The following is a 25,318-nucleotide window of genomic DNA, read 5'->3' on the forward strand; positions in this document are numbered from 1 at the left end:
AACAATTGATCATGGATAATGAATAGTTAATTATCCATTGAATCGAATTTGTTCAATAGAAAAATGCAAACTCTCTCTAAACCCGATCCCATTTATCTCGAAATATTCAAAAATCTCTATCAGTTTATTGCGGAACAAATGGGGATTACTCTACAAAATACAGCATCTTCTGTTAATATCAAAGAACGGCTTGATTTTTCCTGTGCTATTTTCGATCAACAAGGATTATTAGTAGCTAATGCACCCCATATTCCTGTACATTTAGGGAGTATGAGTGAAAGTATTAAAAGTTTAATTCAAGATAAAGGTAATCTATTAAAATCTGGAGATGTTTATCTCTCAAATAACCCTTATAATGGCGGAACTCATTTACCTGATGTAACCGCTATTACTCCTGTATTTGATGATAGTAATCAGCAGATTTTATTCTATGTTGCCTCTAGAGGACATCAATCTGATATTGGGGGCATTACTCCAGGTTCGATGCCTCCTCATTCAACTTCTATTATAGAAGAAGGTATCTTATTTGATAACTTTATTTTAGTTAATAAAGGACAATTTCAAGAAGTAACGTTAAGGGAGATTTTAGCAGATAATCCCTATCCAGCTAGAAATCCAGAGCAAAATATTGCGGATTTTCAAGCTCAAATTGCTGCCAATGAAAAAGGACTCCAAGAACTTCATAAAATGGTTTCAAATTATGGATTAGAAACTGTTCAAGCTTATATGAAGTTTGTTCAAGATAATGCTGAAGAATCTGTCAAAAAAGCAATTGATGTGTTAAGCAATGGCTCATTTATTTATGAGTTAGATAATGGGGCAAAGATTCAAGTTAAAGTAACCATAGATGCTAATAATAGAAGTGCTATTATTGATTTTACAGGAACTTCTGAGCAACTTAATAATAATTTTAATGCACCTAAAGCGGTGACACAAGCAGCAGTTTTATATGTGTTTAGAACCTTAGTTGATGATAATATTCCTCTTAATGCTGGATGTCTTAAACCTCTCAATATTATTATTCCTGAAGGTTGTATGCTTAACCCTAAATATCCGGCCGCAGTTGTTGCTGGAAATGTAGAAACTTCTCAAGCAGTTGTTGATGCTTTATATGGCGCATTAGGCGTTTTAGCTGCATCTCAAGGAACTATGAATAATTTTACATTTGGTAATGAAAAATATCAATATTATGAGACAATTTGTGGGGGTTCTGGTGCAGGAATTAACTTTAATGGAACTGATGCAGTTCATACTCATATGACTAATTCTCGTTTGACTGACCCCGAAGTATTAGAATTTCGGTATCCCGTATTAATAGAAGATTTTTGCATTCGTTATAATAGTGGAGGAAAGGGTCAATATTCGGGAGGAAATGGAGTTATTAGAAAAATTAAATTCTTGGAAAATATGACCGCTAATATTCTTTCTAATCATCGTTTAATTTCGACTTTTGGGTTAGCAGGAGGTGAACCAGGGAAAGTTGGTAAAAATTGGGTAAAACGTCATGATGGAACTGAGGAAATTTTAAGCAGTACGGATACAGTTGAAATGAATCATGAAGATACTTTTATTATAGAAACTCCCGGTGGTGGTGGGTTTAACAAGTTTAACCCTGTAGGGGCATGGCATTAACAATCTGTGAAAATTACCACAATATTAATGTTGCCATGCCCCATATTTTTGTCAATCATTGTGATTTGGGTATGGCATTTTTTTAGAAGCATTTTATAGGCGCAATGCTTTTCCATTATCTATATAATATCATGTCAAGTCAAGGTTGTCAAGAACAAATTTGAGTTATTATAGAATTAGTAAAATTATTAATCCTTGCCCTATTCCTAACTGATAATCCGAAAAAATGTCTAAACAATCCAATTATACTTTTGTCTTCCTAGAAATCTTCTCCCAAGAAGGAGGAATACAAGCTTATGTTAAAGATGTCATACTTGCTTATATATCTTTAATTGAACAATCTCAAAACCCTCCAACTACGGATATTTTCTTATTAAGAGATAGTCCAGACTGTGATAACCCTTTCAAAACAGACTTAATTAACTTTCATTATCTGAAAACTATTCCCCCTTGGAAAGGACGGTTAAATTTAGCATTTTCTCTCCTAAATCATTTAATTAAAACCCGTCCTAAAAAAGTATTTTGTGGCCATATAAATCTAGCTACATTAATTCAATTTTTCTGTCAACCGTTGGGAATTCCTTACACAATTTTAACCTACGGAAAAGAAGTTTGGAAACCTTTACCAAAAAGCCAACAAAAAGCCCTACAAAATGCCGACTCAATTTGGACAATTAGTCGTTATAGTAGAGATCGCCTTTGTGAAGCCAATAAAATTGATCCCAAAACCGTAGAAATTTTACCTTGTATTGTCAAGGGAAATCAATTTACTCCCGGAGAAAAACCTCCAGAATTATTGTTAAAATATGGTTTAAAAGATGCTAAAATAATAATGACGGTAGCCCGATTATGGTCAGGAGACATCTATAAGGGGGTCGATGTTACGATTAGAGCCTTACCGAAAATTTTACAATCCCGTCCTAATGTAAAGTATCTTGTCATAGGACGAGGAGACGATCTCCCTCGGTTAGAGGAATTAGCCAAAGATCTAGGAGTTAGCGATCGCGTCGTCTTTGCGGGATTTGTTCCCACAGAAGATCTAGTCAAGCATTATCGGGTGGCCGATGCTTATATTATGCCCTCTCAAGAAGGTTTTGGCATAGTTTATTTAGAGGCCATGGCTTGCGGAATTCCTGTATTGTCAGGGGATGCTGATGGTTCAGCCGATCCCCTACAAGATGGGCGAGTCGGTTGGCGAGTTTCCCACAGAGATGCCGAGGCGGTAGCCCAAGGATGTCTAGAAATTCTCCAAGGAAATGACCAACGTTGTCAAGGAACTTGGTTAAGAGAGTCAACATTAGAACAGTTTAGTCCAGAAACTTTGTCTAAAAAACTAGCATCTTTGATCTAAATTTGAAGATTTTTATGGGACTAAATGTGGATTGGTGTGGGTAATTTTGGTAAAAATATGAGAAAAAGCTGAAAAAAAACTAAAAAATAAGTAGTTAAATCAGTTTAAACGTTGTAACTCTTGATTTTTATCGATATCATGGAAAAAGTAGTTTATTAATTGCTTCTCACACGGCATAGCCGTTACTCACTATGGAAAGCATTCAATTGATCAATATCGGCTTTGGAAATATCGTTTCTGCGAATCGGGTGGTTGCTATTGTCAGCCCCGAATCAGCCCCCATTAAACGTATTATTACAGATGCCCGCGAACGCGGTCAACTGGTGGATGCTACCTATGGACGGCGAACTCGTGCTGTAATTATTACAGATTCGAGTCATGTGGTCTTATCTGCCATTCAACCTGAAACCGTAGCGCATCGGTTTGTCAGCAGTAAAGAAGCCACTGTCAATAGTAACTAAAGTATAATATTTACTCATGGCATCAGGAAAACTCATTGTACTGACTGGCCCGAGTGGCGTAGGTAAAGGAACCTTGGTTCGTGCTTTATTAGCACGCCATGACCACCTTTACTTATCGATATCTACTACCACCCGTTCTCCCCGTTTTGGGGAAATTGATGGTCAAGATTACTATTTTGTCACTCGCGCCGAATTTGAGAAAATGATTCAACAAGAACAGTTACTCGAATGGGCCGAATATGCAGGGAATTATTATGGAACTCCTCGCGCTAAAGTAGAGGAGAAAATTAACCAAGGAAGCACCGTTATTTTAGAAATTGAAGTGGTTGGTGCCAACTCCATTAAACAGACATTTCCTGATGCCTTGAGAATTTTTATTCTTCCCCCTTCTGTAGAGGAATTAGAACGCCGTCTCAGAGGAAGGGGAAATGACGCAGAAGCGGCTATTATTCGTCGTCTTGAGAGGGCAAAAGAGGAATTAAACGCGAGTCAAGACTTTGATAAAACTGTCGTTAATGATAACCTAGAAAAAGCTTTACAAGAGTTAGAAATTGCTATTTTTTCTGACAATATTTTCCCTTAAAAGTGATTACTAATTTTTATTGTTTAATTAGCAAATAATCGACGAGATAACTTATTATGACCCATTTGAGCTAGATCGATTACAGGAGTACAAGACCACATTTGATCAAGATTTAAGCTAATAATAATCTGATAAGTTGCTTCAAGATCAGGCACTAATTGTTGTAAGATTTGTTGAGCTTGGCGATGTCCAATGACACTTAAACGAATTGCTGCCCCTAATAAACCTGTCACAAAGCCATGTAAAAAGGCTAATATGGTATCGGCATCATTTAATCCAGCAACACGCCCCACAACCCCAAAAATAACGGGATGTAAGCCATAAATATGACCTTGGGCTACTTCTTGAGTAAGGATAGTTAGCTGAAGGTCGGGCCAAGTTTGAGTTGCAATCATTAATAAAGCACGTCCACTTTTTCGCCCTGTTTCACGGGTTTTCTCAATCAAAGTTTGGGCTAATAAATAAGTATCTGCTTGACGTATTTTATCGAGATCATTATTAACACTTCCTCGATAAGCATGAAGCAATGCTACCCCATCTGTTGGCCCAATCTTATTGCGTAATAAGAGTTGCAAAAAGATTAATAAATCTTGAGTATTTTGTATTTGTTCAGTTTGAACTAAGGTTTCTAAACCATGAGATAAAGTAAAACTACCAGAAGGAAAGAAAGAATCTGATAGCTGCATTAAAGTAAGTTTTTGGGAGATATTTACTGACATTTTATCAAAATAATTGGGTCTAAAACCTCGCTTTTTGAGGCGAAACGTTTTTGTAAAGTGGTTTAAATCCCCGTTACAAAAACAACTTCCGATGCACTCGCGCCGAAGGAACTTGGCGACTTGGCGACTTCATTAACCATCTTGGTCATGATGGTTAACTTCTGTAAAATTTAATATTTGATCAGATAATCTCCATTCATAATCAATGATTAAACCAGGAATTTTAAAATGAGAAATAGTATGTTCTATGACGCTTTCATCTAAACTTAATTGAACATAAATTTTGTTATCTTGTACAATAATTGGCCAATGATGATTACCAAGAGTATGACCTAAATGAATTAAACTCAGAGGGGAATCACACATTAATTGAGTAAAACTAAGTACCATTACCTTTTGTGGTTGTAAATGAATCAGTATTAACTGTCCCTGGATCGTTTTTAGTACATCTCCTTCTTGAAGTGACCAATCTCGACTTTTTATAATACCAATTTCAAGACCACAATGAGTTTGGGTATGTATCCGTCCTTTCCCTTTATCAGTTGGACTTAAAGATACTTCTAAATAAGGTTCTGAGATGATTCGCTTACCTAGTTTCTCATTACTCAAAATATTGCCTAAATAGATGTGTGCTAGTTCAGTCATAATCAGTTAATTAGAAGTTAGAATGTAATCTTGAATACTACCTGTAGGGTTAGTTCATAAATTGACCCTAGCAAAATACTGAGTTTCTACAAGACTTGCGTAAGTCTTATTTAAGAAAAAATACTGAAAATACTGCAACCCAAAAAAGAAGGACAATTTCATAGTAAATTAGGAAAAGAACTTGAAGTTCTATCATAATATAGGGTCAATGTTATAAATCAATGACAAATATAGTAGATCAGTTAAAGCAAAATTGGCACACCCGTTTATTAGAAAATGAGATAACCCAAAACCAAGATGTCCGAGACAGTATTATTAATTGGTTATTAGGGGAAGATACAACCGAGTGGGAGACATTCACACCCGAAAAACTGATGCTACTTCAACAAGGAATGGAGTACCGTTATCGCGTTTTACAACAACGTTATATAGGGAAAAGTCCCACCCAAGCTTATCGTAACCTCATGAACCGTTTAGGGTCGGTCACTGTCTTACGCAATAAAATTCGTACTTGGATATCTCTTAGCCGCGATCGCCAAAGAGCCGTAACGGATGTATTACAAGATATTATACAAGAAATGTTGCATAGTGATCACTATATTCAGTCCCAAATTACCTGGATCTCCCAATGTACATCAGATGAGCGTTTAAGGAACAGTTTATTATTAACTATTATTGAAGAATATTGTTTGCGTCCAGTTCGCAATCAACCTTTATTAGTGTATCGTTTTGTTAATTATTTACGTCGTTCTCAAAAGGGAGGAATGACCCAAGTTCCTCAAAAACAAAATGTCCATCTAATTTCTGAAGAAATTATCACTAATGAATCTGATAATTCCTTTAGTTTACTTGATTCTCAAGCTGTTGCTGATTATGAAGAAGCACAGCAATGGGAAGAAAAAAAAGTTTTACGTCAAAATGTTAAAGAGGAATTTGAAACTTATTTAGCTAAAAAATTAGGACAAGAAGCGGTTGAATGGCTTAAACTTTATCTACAAGGACAAACTCAAGAAGCGATCGCTGAAGCATTAAAAATGCCAATTAAAACTATTTATCGACTTAGGGAAAAGGTCGGATATCATGCGATTCAAGTATTTGCTCTTAAAGAAAATCCTGAATTAGTAGCTAATTGGTTAGAAATCTCTCTTAAAGAACATAATTTAGGATTAACTTTGCAACAATGGCAAATATTTCGACAAGAATTAAGCACTGAGCAAAAACAAATTCTTGATTATCTTAAAGAGAATCAATCATTAGAAGAAATTGCCAAATCTATGAACTGGAAAAAAACTCAGATCATGAATGAATGGCGGCAAATTTATTTAAAAGCTCAGTCACTGCGTAGTAATGTCTAATTTTGTCCAAGTTTATTCTTGAAATTGGGCAAGTTTTAGACTCCTCAAACTGAATTTTCAGTATAAAGTATTAATTTTTGTGACAAATTGTCTTCCCTGAGAAAATTATCATGTACTATGAAACTTATTCAGAAAACCTAATAATTAAGTACATTTAATGTCGCCAGGAATTTTTATGGGTAAAAATTGGGGTGTAGGGTTAGTATTGGCATCTTTACCGACTGTTTTGATGGGACAAATTGCTCAAGCAGTTTCTTTGCAATTAATTCCATCTTCGACCAATATTACGGTTGGCCAAAATGTGACTGTTGCTGTCGTCATTTCAGATTTAGGAAATAAAGTACCACCATCTTTATCTTTTTATGATTTAGATATCAATTTTAATCCAAGTATTTTATCGTTTAATAATGCCATTTTTGGAAATCAATTAAACTTAAATAACTTGGGAACTTCACCAATTACAATTCCTGGAAACGGAGTAGTTAGTATTTGGGAAGCTTCAGGAGATTCAGATACTGATTTAGACACTTTACAACTGGGAAGTTTTACTTTAGCAACTCTCTCATTTAAGGGGATAGGGGTAGGGAATAGTGCCTTAAATATCAGTATAACAGAGATTTTAGATAGTCAACTAGCTCCGTTAACAATTAACTCTGTTACAGACAGTTCTGTTAGGGTTAATTCTGCGGTAACGAAAATCCCTGAACCTTCCCTTAATTTAGGATTTTTGGGGTTGATGTTTTTAAGCAGAATTGTATTTAAAAAAGCCCAATTGTTTAAGTAAATAAACAGAGTAAAAACTAGATTAATAGAAATATATACCATTTTGGGGTTGTAAAATAAAATGGAAATTTTAAATACTAATTTGCCTTTAGATAATTCTCATCCATTGGGAATAAACAATAATAATATCTTGGAAATATTACCTAATTCTGCGGGAGGTTTAGGAAATTCTATCCCAGAATTGATTCCTTTAGATTCAGAAATTCCGGTACTAACTCCTTTTGTTTTTCAAGGAGATGTGGATAGAGATGAAGATGTTGATCAAGCAGATGCTAATTTATTAAATCAAACCCGTCGAGATCCCTTAATGGGGCCCAATGATCCTAGAGATTTTAATTTGGATGGTAGAATTAGTGGGGCTGACATTGTTCTGTTACAACGGAAAATTAATAGCAATACAGATCACTTAGCACCAGTTCTTAATGTTGGTTTATTGAATGATACTGGATTAAATACAGATAAAATTACGGCTGATGCTACCATTACAGGAACGGTAACAGATAGCAGTCAAATTACCAGTTTACGGGCGGGATTTGATAATACAGAGATTAATGATTTTATCAATATTAGAGGATTATTAAATGCTGATGGCACTTTTTCTATTACCCCTGGTCAATTAGAAAGAATTAATAATAATAATCCCTTAAGTGAGGGAGAACATACATTACAGTTAACCGCCAAAGATCAATGGGGAAATAATAGTTTTTTTGATATTACTTTTACTCTAGATAAAACGGCTCCTAATTTACCAAATTTGGCTTTAGCTGCTGCCTCTGATTCTGAACCATTGGGAGATGGAGAAACAACTCTAGAAGTAGTAACACTGATAGGTTCAACATCCGCTAATACGACAGTTTCTTTGGTAGGAACGGACAAGAAAACTATTAGCAATGACTTAGGAGAATTCGAGTTTAGTGGAATTGAATTAGAACTGGGAGATAATAATTTTACGATTCAAGCAATAGATAATGCGGGTAATACTATTGAAGCGAATCGAAGTTTCAGACGCATTGAAGCAAGGGATACAACGCCACCAGAAGCACCGATTCTAGATTTAGTGACGAGTAGTGATACGGGGGTTAGTAATACAGATAATTTAACCAAGGATACAACACCGACTCTACAAATAACAGCCGAAGCAGGAAGTACGGTTAAATTATTCCAAAATGGCACAGAAATAGGAGAAATCATAGCAAATGAGCTAGGATTAGCTGAATTTACTGTAGAGACTTTAGTTGATGCTAGTTATAATTTCACAGCAACAGCGACTGATGTGGCAGGAAATACCAGTAGTTTATCTTCCGTTCTAACGGTAGGAATTAATACCACCACAGAAGCTTTAAACTTTGGTGCTACAGTTAATGGTAATTTGGGTGAACCTGGAGAACAAGACATTTACACCTTTACGGGAACCCCTGGACAACGACTATTCTTTGATGGACTCGATACTAACTCAAGTATTTTGGCTCGCCTAATCAGTCCTTTTGGTACAAACGTTTCTCTGTTTAATATTTCTACCAGTTCTGATAGCAGTCCTTTCAGTTTGCTCGAAGCAGGAACTTATCAACTGATTGTAGAAGGATTTGGCAATACAGGAGATTATAATTTCCGACTGCTAGATTTAGCAGATGCGACCAATCTTACTCTGAATACTACGGTTAAAACAACGCTTGATTCAGCACGAGAAACAGACCTATACCAGTTTACAGCAACAGCAGGACAACTACTATTTTTCGATGGCTTCGGGATTGAATATAATAGTTCTATCTCTATTTATGGGCCAAGTAATCAACAGATTATTAGAATTGATCTGATTTATAATAACCCTTTGAATGTAAAGGCAACAGGCACTTATTTATTAGCAGTACAGGATTCTGGTTATAATAATACTCCTGTAAATTACAGTTTCCGTATCGTTGATCCTCGAACTATTAAGATTCCCTTAAACTTGGAAGAAGGTGGCTATGGCGGCGAGGTTACTTTCTCTGAACAATCATATGTGAATTTTTATAGCTTTGAAGCAACGGCGAATCAGCGATTATTCTTGGACGTTTCAGAGGATGCTTCCAACATTTACTACACTATATACGGGCCAAATAATCAACAACTTGTCCTTAATAGAAACATTAGCACCTATTTTGACACCAGCACACATGGAATTTATGTACTGACAGCAACAGGTTATGAAACTGATGTAGAGTATTCTTTCGGTATCTACAATCCCGAAACCCTAATCAGGAGTAGCCCCTTAACTTTGGGAGAAACGGTTGATGATAGTTTATATTACCCGATAGATACGAGAATTTACACCTTTACAGGTACGGTAGGACAGCGACTCTACTTTCAGAACTTAGAGAGTTACGTTATCCTTAATGGTAATTTATTGTCTCCCAGTGGTAATGGTGTCTCATTTGATACTTCGACATCTTCTGATATTCCTCCCTTTACTTTAACTGAAGCAGGAACCTATCAACTGAAAATTTCTGTTGTTTATGGTTATGAGTATGATGAGGATGATGAGATGGTGGGTTACCGTTTCCGCTTATTAGATCTCGCAGATGCTGAAGTTCTCACCTTAGATACAACGATTACCCAAACCATTGATTCTGTACAAGACGTAGATGTCTTTACCTTTGAGGGAACGGCTAATCAGCGATTGTTCTTTAATGATCTTTACGAGTCGTTTGACGGCCCTAACTACTATCTCTACGGGCCAAATAATGAATTGGTCAGTTTTTCTGCTTTTGGTGATTACTCTATTACTCTATCTCAAAACGGTACCTATGTTTTGATAGCACAAAATGTTTTGATAGCACAAAATTTGAACGAGTATGGTTTCCGCCTAGAAACGGTCGATATTACCGAGGCAACCCTGACAATAGGTAATACAGTCAATGGTTCAATTGACAACCCAGGGGATCAAATTCGCTATGCTTTCACGGGAACCGCAGGACAAGGATTGATTTTTGACGGACTCGATACTAACGTTAGCTTTAAGGCTACTTTAATTAGTCCCAGTGGTTCAGAAGTTTCTCTGTTTGGCAAATTAACTAATTTTAATAGTAATCCCTTTAGTCTCATAGAAACGGGAACTTACGTGTTAATTATTGATGAAGAATTTAGTAGTACAGGAAATTTCAGTTTCCGACTGTTAGATTTAGCAAACGCAACAGATATCACTTTAGGGTCAACCGTCAACGGTAGTCTCGATCCTAGCAAGGAAACCGACCTCTATCAACTCAATCTACAAGCAGGACAGAAGATTCTGATCGATGGTTTAGGAACAGATTCTAGGGGTTCTTTTATCCTTTATCAACCCAATAATCGGTTCTTTGGTTCTCAACGAATTGACCTTGACCGAGAATACACCATAAACGGGGATGGCATTTATGCCTTATTCGTACAAGGTACTTATTTTGATAACTTCCCTGTTGACTATAGTTTCCAAGTGTCTGAGGTATCGTTTAATATGGTGAATCCTTTAACTATAGGAGAAACCGTTAGCAGTAACTTGAGTGAAGTGGGAGAAACAGACATTTACAGCTTTACAGGAACAGCAAGACAACGATTATTCTTGGATGGTTTAGGCACTCAATTTGGCGGTTCTATTGTCGTTTACGATACGAATAATCAATTCATTACTTCTCAAACTATTGGCTTTGATCGTGATTTCACCCTACCTACAGATGGAACCTATCTATTAGCGGTACAAAGCCGCTCAAGCGTTAATACCATTAACTACAGTTTCCGTCTGATTAATTCTGAGACTATCAGCAATCGACTAACCCTTGGCGAAACCGTCAGCAGTGACTTGAGTGAACTGGGTGAAACAGACATCTACACCTTTACGGGAACAGTGGGTCAACGTCTCTATTTTGATGGCTTAGATAGTAACTTTGCAACTAATGCTCAGTTATTTAGTCCCACTCGTAATAATGTCTTCTTTAACAGTTCGACATCTTCTGATAGCAATCCCTTTACTTTAACTGAAGCAGGAACCTATCAACTACGGCTGACTGGCAATATAGGAGCTTACAATTTCCGTCTGTTAGACTTGAATAGTGCTAGTAATCTGGCATTTGATACTGTCACCAATGGTACGCTCAATCCTGGACAGCAAACCGATGTCTTCAAGTTTACGGGAACTGCGGGACAAAGACTATTCTTTGATGGTTTAGGCACTCAATCTGGCGGTTCTTTCATCGTCTACGGACCTAACAATCAAGTCCTTAACTCCACAAATCTTACGTCCGATAGAGAAATCACCCTGACATCTGATGGTACTTACTTCTTAGTGGCTGCTGGCTCTAATAATACCTCAATCAGTTACAGTTTTGAGATGGTAACACCTGAAACTAGCACAACGGCCATTAACCTAGGAGAAACCGTCAACGGCAATATTAGTGAACCAGGGGAAATTGATATCTTTACCTTCACTGCCAATGCAGGCCAACGTCTCTATTACGATGGATTGACAGGTAACTCCTTTATTGATGCTAGTTTACTCAGTCCTAGTGGTGCATCCCTCTTTAGCTTCCAAGATTCCAATGGTAATCGCGCTCCCATTACTTTAATCGAAAGTGGCACTTATCAAATACGTCTAGACAGCAGTGATGCAACCACAGGGGCTTATAGTTTCCGTTTGTTAGAGGGGGCAACTGCGCAGAATCTCCCCTTCGATACTACCATTACTCAAACTCTCAACCCTGGTACATCAACTGCCTTATACCAATTTACCGGAACCAAGAATCAAACCCTATTCCTGGATAGTTTAGGGACTACCGGAGATGGTTCGATTGTTTTCTACCGTCCTGATGGTAAAATTTTCACCTCTAAGACCCTTGATTTTGACGGGGAGATAATTCTTCCTGGCAATGGTACTTATTTAGTTGCGGTTGAAGGAACTAATGCTAGTAACCCTGTTAACTACCGTTTCCGACTCTTTAATTCAGCAACTGTACCAACGCCACCAGAAGCACCGATTCTAGATTTAGTGGCGAGTAGTGATACAGGGGTCAGTAATACCGATAATTTAACCAAGGATATAACACCGACTCTACAAATAACGGCAGAAGCAGGAAGTACGGTTAAATTATTCCAAAATGGCATAGAAATAAGAGAAACCATAGCAAATGAGCTAGGATTAGCTGAATTTACCTTAGAAACTTTAGCCTATGGCAGTTATCATTTCACAGCAACAGCGACTGATGTGGCAGGAAATACCAGTAGTTTATCTTCCGTTCTAACGGTAAGAATTGATATCACTGAGGCGTTAAACTTTGGTGCTACAGTTAACGGTAATTTGGGTGAACCTGGAGAACAAAACATTTACACCTTTACGGGAACCTCTGGACAACGACTATTTTTTGATGGACTCGATAGTAACTCAGGTATTTCGGCTCGCTTAATCAATCCCTTTGGTAATAATGCCTTGTTTAGCACTTCAACATCTTCTGATAGTAATCCCTTTACTTTAACTGAAGCAGGAACCTATCAACTACGGCTGACTGGCAATATAGGAGCTTACAATTTCCGTCTGTTAGACTTGAATAGTGCTAGTAATCTGGCATTTGATACTGTCACCAATGGTACTCTCAATCCTGGACGGGAAACTGACTTGTTCGAGTTTACCGGAACTGCAGGACAACGATTATTCTTGGATGGTTTAGGCACTCAATCTGGCGGTTCTTTCATCGTCTACGGGCCTAACAATCAATTAATTAACTCCACAAATCTTACGTCGGATATGGACATCACCCTGACATCTGATGGTACTTATTTCTTACTGGCTGCTGGGTCTAATAATACCTCAGTCAGTTACAGTTTCGAGATGGTGACACCTCAAACCAGCACAACGGCCATTAACTTAGGAGAAACCGTCAACGGCAATATTAGTGAACGAGGGGAACTCGATATCTTTACCTTCACTGCTAATGCAGGACAACGTCTCTATTTCAATGGCTTAGATAGTAACTTTACTACTATAGCGAACTTATTGAGTCCCACTGGTAATAATGCCTTCTTTAGAACATCTACATCTTCTGATAGTAGTCCCTTTACCCTAACTGAAGTCGGGAACTATCAATTGAGAATTACTGGTAATACAGGAGACTATAGCTTCCGCTTATTAAATCTTGCGGATGCTGAAGTTCTCACCTTAGATACAACAATTACCAGAACACTTGATCCTAAAAAACAGACAGATATCTTTACCTTTAAAGGAACGGCGAATCAGCGATTATTCTTAGATGTTTTAGGGGATACTTCAGCTTCCTACTCTATATACGAGCCAAATAATCAATTGATTACTTTTAAAACTATTTTTGATAGTGATTTCACCCTACCTACAGATGGAACCTATCTATTAGCGGTACAAGGCTCAAGCGTTGAGACCATTAACTACAGTTTCCGCCTGTTAGACTTGAATGATGTAACTGATCTCGCTGTTGATACTGTCACCAATGGTACTCTCAATCCTGGACGGGAAACTGACTTGTTCGAGTTTACCGGAACTGCAGGACAACGATTATTCTTGGATGGTTTAGGCACTCAATTTGGCGGTTCTATTGTCGTTTACGGACCGAATGGTCAATTCATTGCTTCTCGAACTAGTGGCTTTGATGGTTATTTCACCCTACCTACAGATGGAACCTATCTATTAGCGGTACGAGGCTCAAGCGTTGAGACCATTAACTACAGTTTCCGTCTGACTCATTTTGAGACTATCAACAATCCACTAACCCTTGGCGAAACCGTCAGCAGTAACTTGAGTAAACTGGGTGAAACAGACATTTACACCTTTACGGGAACGGTGGGTCAACGTCTCTATTTCGATGGACTTGATAGTAACTTAGAACATAATATTAAATTATTTAGTCCCACTCGTAATAATGTCTTCTTTAACAGTTCGACATCTTCTGATAGCAATCCCTTTACTTTAACTGAAGCAGGAACCTATCAACTACGGCTGACTGGCAATATAGGAGCTTACAATTTCCGTCTGTTAGACTTGAATAGTGCTAGTAATCTGGCATTTGATACTGTCACCAATGGTACGCTCAATCCTGGACAGCAAACCGATGTCTTCAAGTTTACGGGAACTGCGGGACAAAGACTATTCTTTGATGGTTTAGGCACTCAATCTGGCGGTTCTTTCATCGTCTACGGACCTAACAATCAAGTCCTTAACTCCACAAATCTTACGTCCGATAGAGAAATCACCCTGACATCTGATGGTACTTACTTCTTAGTGGCTGCTGGCTCTAATAATACCTCAATCAGTTACAGTTTTGAGATGGTAACACCTGAAACTAGCACAACGGCCATTAACCTAGGAGAAACCGTCAACGGCAATATTAGTGAACCAGGGGAAATTGATATCTTTACCTTCACTGCCAATGCAGGCCAACGTCTCTATTACGATGGATTGACAGGTAACTCCTTTATTGATGCTAGTTTACTCAGTCCTAGTGGTGCATCCCTCTTTAGCTTCCAAGATTCCAATGGTAATCGCGCTCCCATTACTTTAATCGAAAGTGGCACTTATCAAATACGTCTAGACAGCAGTGATGCAACCACAGGGGCTTATAGTTTCCGTTTGTTAGAGGGGGCAACTGCGCAGAATCTCCCCTTCGATACTACCATTACTCAAACTCTCAACCCTGGTACATCAACTGCCTTATACCAATTTACCGGAACCAAGAATCAAACCCTATTCCTGGATAGTTTAGGGACTACCGGAGATGGTTCGATCGTTTTCTACCGTCCTGATGGTAAAATTTTCACCTCTAAGACCCTTGATTTTGACGGGGAGATAATTCTTCGTCGCAATGGTACTTATTTAGTTACGGTTGAAGGAACTAATGCTAGTAACCCTGTTAACTACAGTTTCCGACTCAATGAGCCATAATTTACCACTATTCCTTTAACTGTCGGAAATACTATCAATGGCAGTATTGCTGAACCTGGAGCGCAAGTCACTTAACTATTCACTATTTATGTCAATTATTTTGATTTGGGCATGGCATTTTGAAAATTTTGGTTTTATCAACAGGTTATCATTGCCATGCCCCTACATTTATTCTCTGATTTGGCCATGGCATGGTGTTGATAATCTATTGTTTTAATTGTCTTTATTTGTGTTTTCTAACAGCACCCTACAGGCGCACATATTCTCCATTATCTATATAATATCATGTCAAGTCAACCTAGTCAAGCAAAATTTTGCTCAAAAATACCGACCTATAATAACCCCCGATAACGAATAAACACTAAAATAACCGCCCAAGATCCCAAGGCGACTTTGATAGCAACTAAGATATTCAGTAAGGGGATCATCCCACCACTGAACAATGCGCCCAATTCTCCATGAGGTAATTCTAATCCAGTTAAAGTAATAACTGATAGTACAATAAAAACCAGCACTGAAATCTTCTCCCAAGCGGCCGCATTCCAACGTTGATAAATGCCTTGCATCCATTCTGAAGGTGAGGTAATGGCAATCAGTCCGATGGCAGTTCCTCCGGCCACTCCGGCCGCGAACCCCCCACCAGGACTAAGATGCCCCCTAATGGCTAGTTCAATACTCACCAAAGCCGAAATGGTCGCCCCTAGTCTTGCTAAGACGATAGAAGGTTGGTCATTAAATTGATAAATCAGAGTTAGGGGTTTATCATTGGCTAATAAAAAACGAGCCCCCATAATAGCAATTGTAAACACAACTACCTCAAAAATTGTGTCATAGAGGCGATTTCTCAAAATAATGCCTGATACTGCATTGGGAATACCAGTCTCTTGCACTATAGTTTCTACAATTGAAAAATCGGGTAACTCCACCCCAGGATTAGGAACTACCAGCATTTTTACATAAAAGGCGATTCCTGCCACAAGATAAACCCATTTCATGACTGTTTCTCCTTAGTATCAAGATAAGTAAAACGAGTTACCGATGAGGAAATTTCCGGTTTCATGATCTCATAAAGACGTTGAACCCTAGTAACAGTGTGATAGGGTTGTTCTGTTAAGTTGCGATCGCTTTCTAAATCGGGTTCACAAGTGCCATGAATTTCCTGATTTAGTAATGCTTGCTGTAAGTCTTGTTGATCAGCATAAGAAACTAATTCTAAGCGTAGATGATGTTTATTTAAGACAGTTCTCAAACCATCGATCAATTTTTGAAAATTGGTTTTATCTGCTTCTGTTGTCTGATTTTCAACTATTCCCAGACGCATAACCATTGATGAACGCACTGCCACTCCGTAAAGAGTAATAGCTAACATGGTTCCCACTAATGCTTCCGTTAAAGCCACATCTGCTGCCCCAAACATAGTATAAGTTAAGGCGGCCAATGCCCCTAAAATGCCACGAATGACTAAAGCATGGTAAGGGTTGACTTGTAAAACCACCAAAGCAGCAGATAACGGTAATAAGGCAGCTATGACATAGACGTAGATATCATTCATGATTGGCCTCACTACTAGAACAATAAGCTAATACGTACCCTAAGACTGTGTTCCAAATGGCTAAGGAAATTAGGGCTAAAATGAGCAAGGGCCATTCACTGGGGATTTTTAGCAGTAATCCCACCATAATACTCATTGAACCCAAGGTATCAGCCACAGAGAGAGTATGGAGTTTAAATAATACTGAGCGATCGCCTATTAGGGGCCAAGTTCCCCAAAACCAGAAGACGATTCCTAAACTAATCAAAGCATAACTTAAAAAATTGATCATATCGTTGTTTTTGTTTTTTATCTGTGTGTAGGGACTTAATATTATTGGCTAAATTAATAATGAATAAAAGGCTAAAGCCTTATGCTATATAAACAAAGTCCGCCTTCGCGGACTAAATTCTAGGTTGCGTAGGCAACCTTTGTTTGTATAGCTTAACTCTTTAGAGTTAAAGTCCATTATTTGTAAAATTAATTTCGTGTACTTACTAGACATTTTTCATCCGTTTTAAAATTTGCGCTAATAACATTAAAGAGGCATTACCTACACTGAGGATAATCACTCCTACCACACCGATCATCCAATCATCTCGTAGGACAGAGATAACCAAAATCAGCACCGATGTTTTTGTGGCAATGCTGGCAAAAGCTAACATTTTTTGCCAAATATCCTCATCTTGCCAAGCTTCATAAATGGGTATAAGTAAAGCGAAAATCATGGTGATTAGTATCCAGTTCATGGCTTTTTCCTCGGTTCAATACGGTGGACTTCATACCATCCTGCTTCGTGATATTTCAAGACAATGGTTTTTGGGGTAAAGGTAATTAAAAAGATATCTAAAAAGATCAAGCCAGGACTTCGTTGAGGTTTAACTCTTTCCATTGTCACTACTTCCTCATCATGGGGACGAAACATGATTTGAAATGCTTCAAAATAGGCTTGAGGAATGGCGATTAAGACTTCAAATAAAGCCTTTAACCAATCTTTTAACCTCCCTGGGGAGGTAAGTTTACGGGGCAACAAAAAGGCGATAATGACCCCAATAATAATATTAGCCAAACTGAGATCAGAGGTTAACAAAAACCAGATAGTCAGGCGTAAAATTAAGTCTAAATAGCCAATCATGAGAACACCATCCAAAAGAGTAGAATTAACATCAGACTCATACCTCCGATCAAATGTTCAAACTGTTCGATCACACGGGGCAACTTGATAATAGATCGTTGAAAAATTAAGAAATAAGCTACCCATCCCAAGAAAATCGTAGCTAAGGGTTTAATGCTATTCGTAACCGTATAAGCTTGGGTATAGAAGACATTAGCCACCACTAAACCACCTAAAAGCAGAGCCATAGCTGCCCAAAATCCTGATTGAACCTTTGCTTTTCCAGTTTGGGAATCATGGGGTAAAAAAAAGAATTTTGCAAAGGAAATAGCTGTGCCAAAAGCTGCTAAGTTCATACCGATCTCTTGCCAAGATAAAATATTTTTCATGGTTAATACTTTGGCACCAAAACCCGATAATAAAGGAAAACCAGAAATGGATAAACTGGCAACTACTAAGGCGATCCAAATCGGGGTATTTATAGGCTGATCTTTGAGTTCCTTTAAGTTACGACTGGGTAATACCCCGGAAATGAGAAATAAAGCCGATTTGACTAACCCGTGAGTCAAGGCATAAAAGCCTCCCACTTTTGGTGCTGCAAGGATAAACCCTAACTGGGAAACGGTGTGAAAGGCTAACATCCGTTTACTATCTTTTTCAAAGATGGCATAACCTACTCCTAAAAGGGCTGTTCCCATGCCAAAAAGACGAATGATCGGGTCAAGTTCTTCTATCATCAAAGCACAACGGACAAGGGGAAATACCCCGGCTTTCACCACCACCCCTGATAACATGGCAGAGACGGGGGTTTCCGCTTCAGAATGGGTTAGAGGTAGCCACAAACCTGATATAAAAATGCCCCCTTTGGTTAAAAGTCCCAAAAAAATGAGCGCGATCGCTTCTGGTGGTGATCCTTTAAGTCCTGCAAACCCAAAGGAATGATGAGTCTGATAGACTAATATTGCTCCCACCAGATAAAATAACATGGCTGTGTTACTAACAAATAAATAACGCAGGGCAACCCAAATAGAGCGATCGCTGCGAGGATAGGCAATAAGCAGAAAAGCCGCAATACCAATCACTTCTAAAGCAACATATAAACTAATGAAATCAGCACAAACAAAAACTGCGTTAACACTGCCATGTAAGATGATCAGTTGAGTATAAAAAAATGCTGTTTTTTCAAGATTCCAACAGTAAAAAATGACGGCTGCTGTGACTATTGAATTGGTTAAAATGAAAAAACTGCTCAGGCGATCAGCAACTAAAATTACCCCAAAATTATCTAATAAATTTAGGTTTATAGGAGATGAATAGTTAAAGATTTGTAAAGCATATACCCCCGAAATAATACATACTCCTAAAGCCAGGTAACGGTCAAATTGTGGGAGTAAATAAATATTAAATCCAATAAAAAAAGGGATTGCTATCCAGATAATAGTTAGGGTATTCATGGTGTGTTATTTTTCTCGATTTCACGGGTTTCTAAAGTAGGATTATTCTTAGCTAATTTCATAGCTCCGACTAACATTAAAGATTGAATCGATAAACCAATAACAATGGCGGTTAAAATGACCGATTGAGGCACAGGATCGGCATAAGAAATATTGTCTTTGTTACCAATAATGGGAGTAAATAAACCATTTTTTGAAGCCAATAACACATAATAGGAAATTACTCCTGTACTCATAACATCCATTGATACAATTTTCATTACCAGATTTTGTTTAAAGATGATGCCGAAAAATCCGATCAATATGGTGGCAAAAATGAATGATTCTAACACGATATTTTTAGTAAATTAAAACTTTAGTTTTCTTGTATGTGTTTGAGGGATTTGATTTCCACAGTGTCCAAGCCATCAATCACATTTTTCACCAGTTGTTCATAGAGTTATATCTATTTTTTTAAATTAAACCATAATTTAATCTCTATACCACTTTACAATTAAAGACTAGGTTTCGTCAACCCCTTTGTGCTAATGGATAATAAATAATTGATAGATGTATAAGTTTTTTTTATCACCACAAGTTTGGTTAAGCATAAAAAAACAGACAGGAAAACACCTGTCTGCAATGTTTTAAATTTAGGGAAAAAGGAACTTAAAAGTTCATTTCAGCCGCTTGAACCCGTTCGATCTGTTTCTTCTTAATAACTAACAGAATTTGGGCTAACATAATACCAGCCAAGAAGACAATTAAGCCCTTGATGCGGCCAGGACTTTGTAAGACAACTTCCGTATCTTTTTGTCCGAAACCGCCCACATTGGGGTTACTGGTGAGGAAATCTCCAGCTTGAACAGATTGACCTTCAGCGATAATTAATTCAGGACCAGGTGGGATTGTGTCGACCACTTCTTGATTATCAGAAGTCGTAATGGTGACAGTATAACCGCCCTCTTCTTGTTCACTAATAGCCGTAATGGTTCCAGGTTGAGACGCTTTGAAAGCATTATTATTGCTTAGTTCTCCAGTAGGATATAGCTGACCACGGCCACGATTAGCCCCTAAATGAACCGAATATTTGCCAAATTTAGCATTTTTATCGGTAGCGGGGTTAGGAGACAAAACTGGAAAAACAATTTCTTGATATTGATCTCCAGGTAAAGGGCCAACAATAACCACATTCTCTTGATCTTCTCGATAGGTTTGGAAATACAGACCTTCGATTTTTTCTTGCAGTTCTTCAGAAATACGCTCAGGAGGGGCAATTTTGAAGCCTTCAGGTAACATGAGGACAGCCCCCACATTCAGACCCCCTTTAGACCCATCTCCTAAAACTTGTTGAGCATTGAGGTCGTAGGGAACTTTAACCACAGCTTCAAACACTGTATCAGGGAGAACCGACTGAGGAATCTCTACTTCAGAAGGTTTAGCCGCTAAATGACAGTTAGCACAAACAATTCTTCCCGTCGCTTCCCGTGGGGTTTCTGGAGCAGTTTGTTGGGCCCAAAAAGGATAAGCGGCTGCGCTTTGAGGGGCAGCAAACCCATTGAAAAGGAAAACAGCAAGCGTGGCAAAACCTATCAAAAGTGTCCGTCCTAGAATTTGCTTTCCTGTTGACCAAATTGCCGAAAAATCGGATGTTCTCATTGCTAAGTCAAACTATGTAAATATTAAAGGTGACAATCACGAAGGATGGAGGAAATTGACTCGCGCAATGCGAGTTACGCCCAGGCACTGCCGTACAACGGCAGTGTACCGCATGACCAATTATGACCACCAGGGGTTTTCATCGGTACGGAAATCGGTTTCTGTCCAGGTAGTAAAAACAACTTTATCACTATCTGTTACCTCAGCATGAGCAAGGGCCAGAGATAAAGGTGCGGGCCCGCGAACCACTTTACCCTCACCGTTATACTGAGAACCGTGACAGGGACAGATAAATTTTTCTTCACTAGCGTTCCAAGGAACCACACAGCCTAAGTGAGTACAAACTGCGTTAATTCCGTAGTTAGACAAGGTTTTATCCCCTTGAACCACTAAGTAGGTGGGATCTCCTTTTAAACCTTGAGCCAGAACGCGATCGCCAGCACTGTGACTATTCAAAAATTCACTGACAATCACATCATTACCGAGAGCATCTTTAGCGGTGACACCACCACCAGCACCCCCACTAGAAGGAGGGATAAAATATTTCACCACGGGATACAAAGCACCGGCCGCTACTCCGGTAATCGTACCAAAGGTGAGTAAATTCATGAATTGGCGACGCCCCATATCAGGAACATCGGAACCAGATACTTGAGTCATAACTAATCGTTTATGGGTCTAGGTTGGTCAATTCTTCTGAAATCACCCCAGAAGTCATTGGTTTATTGGGAATCGAAAGAGTATAATTGCAACGTTTTTCGATTTTTATATTGCGGATCATGTTAAATTATGGCAGAAATTCGTTAACAAAATTCAGTTAAATTTGAGAGATTGGTTTCGATGCCAAAATGCGATAAAGTAAGCAAACGAGAACTTTTAACCTATGACTGGGGTCTACCCTGATAAGGAGATTCAATAAAATGCTAACACTCAAAATCGTTGTCTATATTGTGGTCGGTTTCTTCCTGTCTCTGTTTATTTTTGGCTTACTATCGAGCGATCCTACCCGTAACCCTGGACGGAAAGACTTCGAGTAAGGTCAAATCAGCTTGTGTTAACTTGGGTGAGTAAAACGACCGGAGCGAGATACGGCTCGTCCCCGACTTTATCTACTGAGTCACGCTACAGGTAGCCATTAAACCTTCGAGCCTGATTTTTATCTAAAAGATGCCCCCATTCGTTCCACCACCTAGTCCACCTGCTCAAATTCAACTTGTCGTCTCTAAACTTCCTCAAGATGTTTTAGGGACGTTTATTGGGGGGCCATCATTATGGATGAACCCCTATACTTTGATCTCTCAGATGCCTTCTGGGGTCAAAGAGCCACTTTTACTTAGTCAATCAACGACTCAGGATAATGCTCCTGCACCAGCCGTTGTTGAGTTTTATTTGTCTAATCCTCAAGAAATTCCTAATCCGACTTTATCCCCTCTACCACCATCAGGGGACGGAACGGCTAATTTACTGGGTAATCCTATTTCTGTCGGGGGATCTTCTCAAAATAATTCCCCTGCTATACCTCCTTTGCAGTCAGAGGGGGTTGATCCCTCTCAATCTGTGTCATCAGAAGGGTCAAATTCTGCTTCTGAAGTGATTCTAGGACTAACTCAGGCTAAAATTGCTAATCCTAATCAATCTCATCGTCTTGTTGCCCGAAAACGAGGGGGTAAAGCACGTCAATTTATTCTTTCGGCCCCTCCAACGGATATTAAGTCACCGTCTCAAGTTTCTCAAAGACAGTTTGAGATTTTTCCTGACACTCCCACCCCGTCTGAGGGAACCCCAACCCCTGAACAAAATGTAGGCATTGTGGAATTAATTGCCGACCGTCAAGAGTACGATTCTGTGCAAAAGGTGGTCTATGCTGAGGGAAATGTGGTCATGCGCTTTGCTAATGGGGTACTTTTAGCTGATCGTCTGCGGGTCAATCTTCCGGATCAATTTGCGGTGGCTGAGGGTAAAGTCGTTTTAGAACGAGGGGAGCAAATCCTACGAGGGGAAAGGTTTGAGTATTTTTTTGTGCAAGATAGTGGAGTAATTTTTAATGCTAATGGGGAAATTTATCAACCCACTACGGGCAGAGATTTTGCCCCAATTTTACCCAATGATACGGAAACCGGACGCATTCCTAATTTAACCCTAAACGAACGATTGGCTAATAATCAGCCCCTACAACGCATTGTAACTACTCAAGGGGTAAGTTTTGGCACTTCTTTTGGCATTGGGGAAGACTCTCAACCAGGAGGCCCTATCCCCCAACTTCCAGGTACTTCTGCTCCACCTAAAGGGGGACAAATTAACCGTATTCGCTTCCAAGCGGAACGAATGGAGTTTGATGCAGATGGATGGCGTGCCACTAATGCTCGTTTAACTAATGATCCTTTTTCTCCCCCTGAGTTAGAAATTAAAGCAGAAACGGCCACTTATCGCAATATTGCCCCTTTAGTCGATGAAGTTAAACTAACCAATTCACGAGTGGTACTTGATCAAGAAAATTCTTTTCCCACTCAAGATAGATTGATTTTAGATAGACGCGATCGCCAACCAGGAGTAGTGTCTTTTGGTTATGATGATCGCGATCGCGGGGGATTATTTGTTGAACGGGGTTTTAAGGTTATTGATACGCTTCCAGTCAGTTGGGAAATTAAGCCTCAATATTACATACAAAAAGGCATTTTTCCTGACAGTATAACCACTGATGACTCTAATACTGATTTATTTGAGACAAATAAGGACGATATTGATCCGGTGAGTCCTCCTACTTTTGGATTTACCAGTCAGTTAGAGGCCTCATTTAACGAACGAACTAGCTTTTTTGCTCGTACTTCCTTAAGCACTCTGGAGTTGAGCGATTTTGAAGATGCTTTTCGGGCTAAAACTTTTGTCCAGCATCGCATCGGAGATCTTGACCGTCCCCACGATCTACGGTTTGAATATAACTATCGAGAACGGTTATTTAATGGTTCTTTGGGCTTTCAAACAGTACGAAATAGTGTGGGTGCGATTATAGTTTCTCCCCCTATTTATTTACAAGATTCAGGATTACAATTAAGTTATCAAGCGTCTTTTCAGAATGTGAATGCTGATACAGATCGGGCGAGTTTATTAAGTCCTAATAGAGATAATAATCGTGTTACTTTATTTCGTTCTCAAGGGGCGGCCTCTTTGAGTCGGGGGTTTTGGCTTTGGGTGGGTGAAACCCTTCCCCCAACCCCAGAGGAGGGACTTAAATATACTTCAACTCCTGTCCAACCCTTTTTACAGTTTTCTACTGGTGTCACTGCGGTAGGTAGTATCTATGGCAATGGTAGTTCTCAACCCTCTATCTCAGGCAGTCTTGGCTTATTAGGTCAATTTGGTAATTTTTCCCGTCCATTTTTTGATTATACAGGGTTTAATCTCACTTTTAGCCAAGCTTTACGGGGTGATCCTTCTCCTTTTCTGTTTGATCGTTTTGCCGATCTTAAAGTCATATCTTGGGGATTGACTCAACAACTTTATGGGCCAGTACGATTTGGTGTACAAAGTGCTTATAATATTGATACAGATGAGGAAATTAACACCGATTTATTCTTAGAATATAGTCGTCGTACTTATAGTATTCTCTTGCGTTATAATACGGTTCTCAAAGTAGGATCTATTAGTTTACGCATTAGTGATTTTAACTGGGGTGGTAATCCTGGTCCCTTTGATGGAACTGGTATTCGTCCTGTAATTCAAGGGATTCCTCGATAAATTATGAATTATGAATTATGAATTATGAATTATGAATTATGAATTATGAATTATGAATTATGAATTATGAATTATGAATAGGTTCTAAAGTTCTAAGTAGTCGGACATAAATAAGCAGCACTATGTTAATTTATATTACAAAATTAGAAGCGAACGCCACAAACAGACCCCAAAGTGTGTTAATAGGGTTAGTCGTAAAAACTCTGATTAACTAACAATAACAGTATTTAAGGACATTTGACTGATTTCTGTCCAAAATTCCCTCTCCGATTCCGGTAATAAAGTTACTATAACTTTTGTTCCTTCGGGAAGTTCAATAGGTTCTAAAGGTTCAATTTTTCCTTGTCTTACTGTTGCTAAAATTGTTTGTAACATCTTGTTATTTAAGTTCCAATTACACCTAATTAT

The 25,318-nt window shown here is 38.6% G+C and carries 21 protein-coding genes; 9 read left to right on the top strand and 12 right to left on the bottom strand.

What is annotated here, in order from left to right:
• Positions 1-63: 63 nt before the first annotated feature.
• From AsFPU1_RS16135 to gmk, 4 genes are all read left to right on the top strand, one after another.
• On the top strand, positions 64-1,632 hold the full coding sequence (locus AsFPU1_RS16135; RefSeq protein ID WP_124974571.1) for a hydantoinase B/oxoprolinase family protein: 1,569 nt from the start codon (positions 64-66) through the stop codon (positions 1,630-1,632).
• Between the two features lie 226 nt (positions 1,633-1,858).
• On the top strand, positions 1,859-2,983 hold the full coding sequence (locus AsFPU1_RS16140; protein WP_124974573.1) for a glycosyltransferase: 1,125 nt from the start codon (positions 1,859-1,861) through the stop codon (positions 2,981-2,983).
• Between the two features lie 191 nt (positions 2,984-3,174).
• Complete coding sequence (gene remA, locus AsFPU1_RS16145) at positions 3,175-3,444, top strand: extracellular matrix/biofilm regulator RemA (RefSeq protein WP_124974575.1); 270 nt, start codon at positions 3,175-3,177, stop codon at positions 3,442-3,444.
• Between the two features lie 16 nt (positions 3,445-3,460).
• Entirely contained in the window at positions 3,461-4,027 is a 567-nt protein-coding gene (gene gmk, locus AsFPU1_RS16150) for a guanylate kinase (protein WP_124974577.1), read from the top strand.
• Between the two features lie 23 nt (positions 4,028-4,050).
• Here the strand turns inward: gmk and AsFPU1_RS16155 are convergent, their stop codons facing one another.
• Positions 4,051-4,746 (bottom strand): urease accessory protein UreF, encoded by a 696-nt coding sequence (locus tag AsFPU1_RS16155; RefSeq protein ID WP_124974579.1) that lies wholly within the window; start codon positions 4,744-4,746, stop codon positions 4,051-4,053.
• A gap of 132 nt (positions 4,747-4,878) precedes the next feature.
• Positions 4,879-5,391 carry an urease accessory protein UreE gene (locus AsFPU1_RS16160; RefSeq protein WP_124974581.1) on the bottom strand — a complete coding sequence of 171 codons (513 nt, stop codon included), beginning with the start codon at positions 5,389-5,391 and terminating at the stop codon, positions 4,879-4,881.
• 221 nt (positions 5,392-5,612) lie between these two features.
• Here AsFPU1_RS16160 and AsFPU1_RS16165 point away from each other — a divergent pair, with 221 nt between their 5' ends.
• The 3 genes from AsFPU1_RS16165 to AsFPU1_RS16175 all read left to right on the top strand — a co-directional run bounded on the left by AsFPU1_RS16165 (position 5,613) and on the right by AsFPU1_RS16175 (position 15,438).
• On the top strand, positions 5,613-6,746 hold the full coding sequence (locus tag AsFPU1_RS16165; protein WP_124974583.1) for a HetZ-related protein 2: 1,134 nt from the start codon (positions 5,613-5,615) through the stop codon (positions 6,744-6,746).
• A gap of 175 nt (positions 6,747-6,921) precedes the next feature.
• The gene (locus tag AsFPU1_RS16170; protein WP_124974585.1) at positions 6,922-7,530 is read left to right on the top strand and encodes a cohesin domain-containing protein; all 609 of its coding nucleotides are present in this window, start codon (positions 6,922-6,924) and stop codon (positions 7,528-7,530) included.
• A 60-nt stretch (positions 7,531-7,590) separates the two neighbouring features.
• The gene (locus AsFPU1_RS16175) at positions 7,591-15,438 is read left to right on the top strand and encodes an Ig-like domain-containing protein (protein ID WP_125061137.1); all 7,848 of its coding nucleotides are present in this window, start codon (positions 7,591-7,593) and stop codon (positions 15,436-15,438) included.
• Between the two features lie 332 nt (positions 15,439-15,770).
• On the opposite strand, the gene AsFPU1_RS16180 is transcribed toward AsFPU1_RS16175, so the two are convergent.
• From AsFPU1_RS16180 to petC, 9 genes are all read right to left on the bottom strand, one after another.
• Complete coding sequence (locus tag AsFPU1_RS16180) at positions 15,771-16,433, bottom strand: Na(+)/H(+) antiporter subunit B (protein WP_124977035.1); 663 nt, start codon at positions 16,431-16,433, stop codon at positions 15,771-15,773.
• Positions 16,430-16,990: a DUF4040 domain-containing protein gene (locus tag AsFPU1_RS16185; protein ID WP_124977033.1), complete on the bottom strand. Its 561-nt coding sequence runs from the start codon at positions 16,988-16,990 to the stop codon at positions 16,430-16,432. Before AsFPU1_RS16185 ends, AsFPU1_RS16180 begins: the two co-directional genes overlap by 4 nt.
• Positions 16,983-17,261, bottom strand: coding sequence for a monovalent cation/H(+) antiporter subunit G (locus AsFPU1_RS16190; RefSeq protein ID WP_124977031.1), 279 nt, complete (start codon positions 17,259-17,261; stop codon positions 16,983-16,985). The genes AsFPU1_RS16185 and AsFPU1_RS16190 overlap by 8 nt, the downstream gene beginning before the upstream one ends.
• Before the next feature lie 205 nt (positions 17,262-17,466).
• Positions 17,467-17,718: a hypothetical protein gene (locus tag AsFPU1_RS16195; protein ID WP_124977029.1), complete on the bottom strand. Its 252-nt coding sequence runs from the start codon at positions 17,716-17,718 to the stop codon at positions 17,467-17,469.
• Positions 17,715-18,104, bottom strand: coding sequence for a Na+/H+ antiporter subunit E (locus tag AsFPU1_RS16200; protein ID WP_124977027.1), 390 nt, complete (start codon positions 18,102-18,104; stop codon positions 17,715-17,717). The genes AsFPU1_RS16195 and AsFPU1_RS16200 overlap by 4 nt, the downstream gene beginning before the upstream one ends.
• Positions 18,101-19,537 carry a cation:proton antiporter gene (locus tag AsFPU1_RS16205; RefSeq protein WP_124977024.1) on the bottom strand — a complete coding sequence of 479 codons (1,437 nt, stop codon included), beginning with the start codon at positions 19,535-19,537 and terminating at the stop codon, positions 18,101-18,103. The genes AsFPU1_RS16200 and AsFPU1_RS16205 overlap by 4 nt, the downstream gene beginning before the upstream one ends.
• Entirely contained in the window at positions 19,534-19,869 is a 336-nt protein-coding gene (locus tag AsFPU1_RS16210; protein WP_124977022.1) for a cation:proton antiporter subunit C, read from the bottom strand. Before AsFPU1_RS16210 ends, AsFPU1_RS16205 begins: the two co-directional genes overlap by 4 nt.
• Positions 19,870-20,185: 316 nt before the next feature.
• A complete protein-coding gene (petA, locus tag AsFPU1_RS16215; protein WP_124977020.1) occupies positions 20,186-21,175 on the bottom strand; it encodes a cytochrome f in 990 nt (329 codons plus the stop codon).
• A gap of 120 nt (positions 21,176-21,295) precedes the next feature.
• A complete protein-coding gene (petC, locus tag AsFPU1_RS16220; protein ID WP_124977018.1) occupies positions 21,296-21,835 on the bottom strand; it encodes a cytochrome b6-f complex iron-sulfur subunit in 540 nt (179 codons plus the stop codon).
• 260 nt (positions 21,836-22,095) lie between these two features.
• Here petC and AsFPU1_RS16225 point away from each other — a divergent pair, with 260 nt between their 5' ends.
• Positions 22,096-22,212: a photosystem II reaction center protein I gene (locus tag AsFPU1_RS16225; RefSeq protein ID WP_124977015.1), complete on the top strand. Its 117-nt coding sequence runs from the start codon at positions 22,096-22,098 to the stop codon at positions 22,210-22,212.
• 130 nt (positions 22,213-22,342) lie between these two features.
• Entirely contained in the window at positions 22,343-24,910 is a 2,568-nt protein-coding gene (locus AsFPU1_RS16230) for a DUF3769 domain-containing protein (protein ID WP_125061138.1), read from the top strand.
• Between the two features lie 207 nt (positions 24,911-25,117).
• On the opposite strand, the gene AsFPU1_RS16235 is transcribed toward AsFPU1_RS16230, so the two are convergent.
• Positions 25,118-25,285 (bottom strand): antitoxin family protein, encoded by a 168-nt coding sequence (locus tag AsFPU1_RS16235; protein WP_124972933.1) that lies wholly within the window; start codon positions 25,283-25,285, stop codon positions 25,118-25,120.
• Positions 25,286-25,318 lie beyond the last annotated feature (33 nt).

Origin of the sequence: Aphanothece sacrum FPU1 (genome assembly GCF_003864295.1) — a bacterium.
In the GTDB taxonomy this organism is placed as follows: domain Bacteria; phylum Cyanobacteriota; class Cyanobacteriia; order Cyanobacteriales; family Microcystaceae; genus Aphanothece_B; species Aphanothece_B sacrum.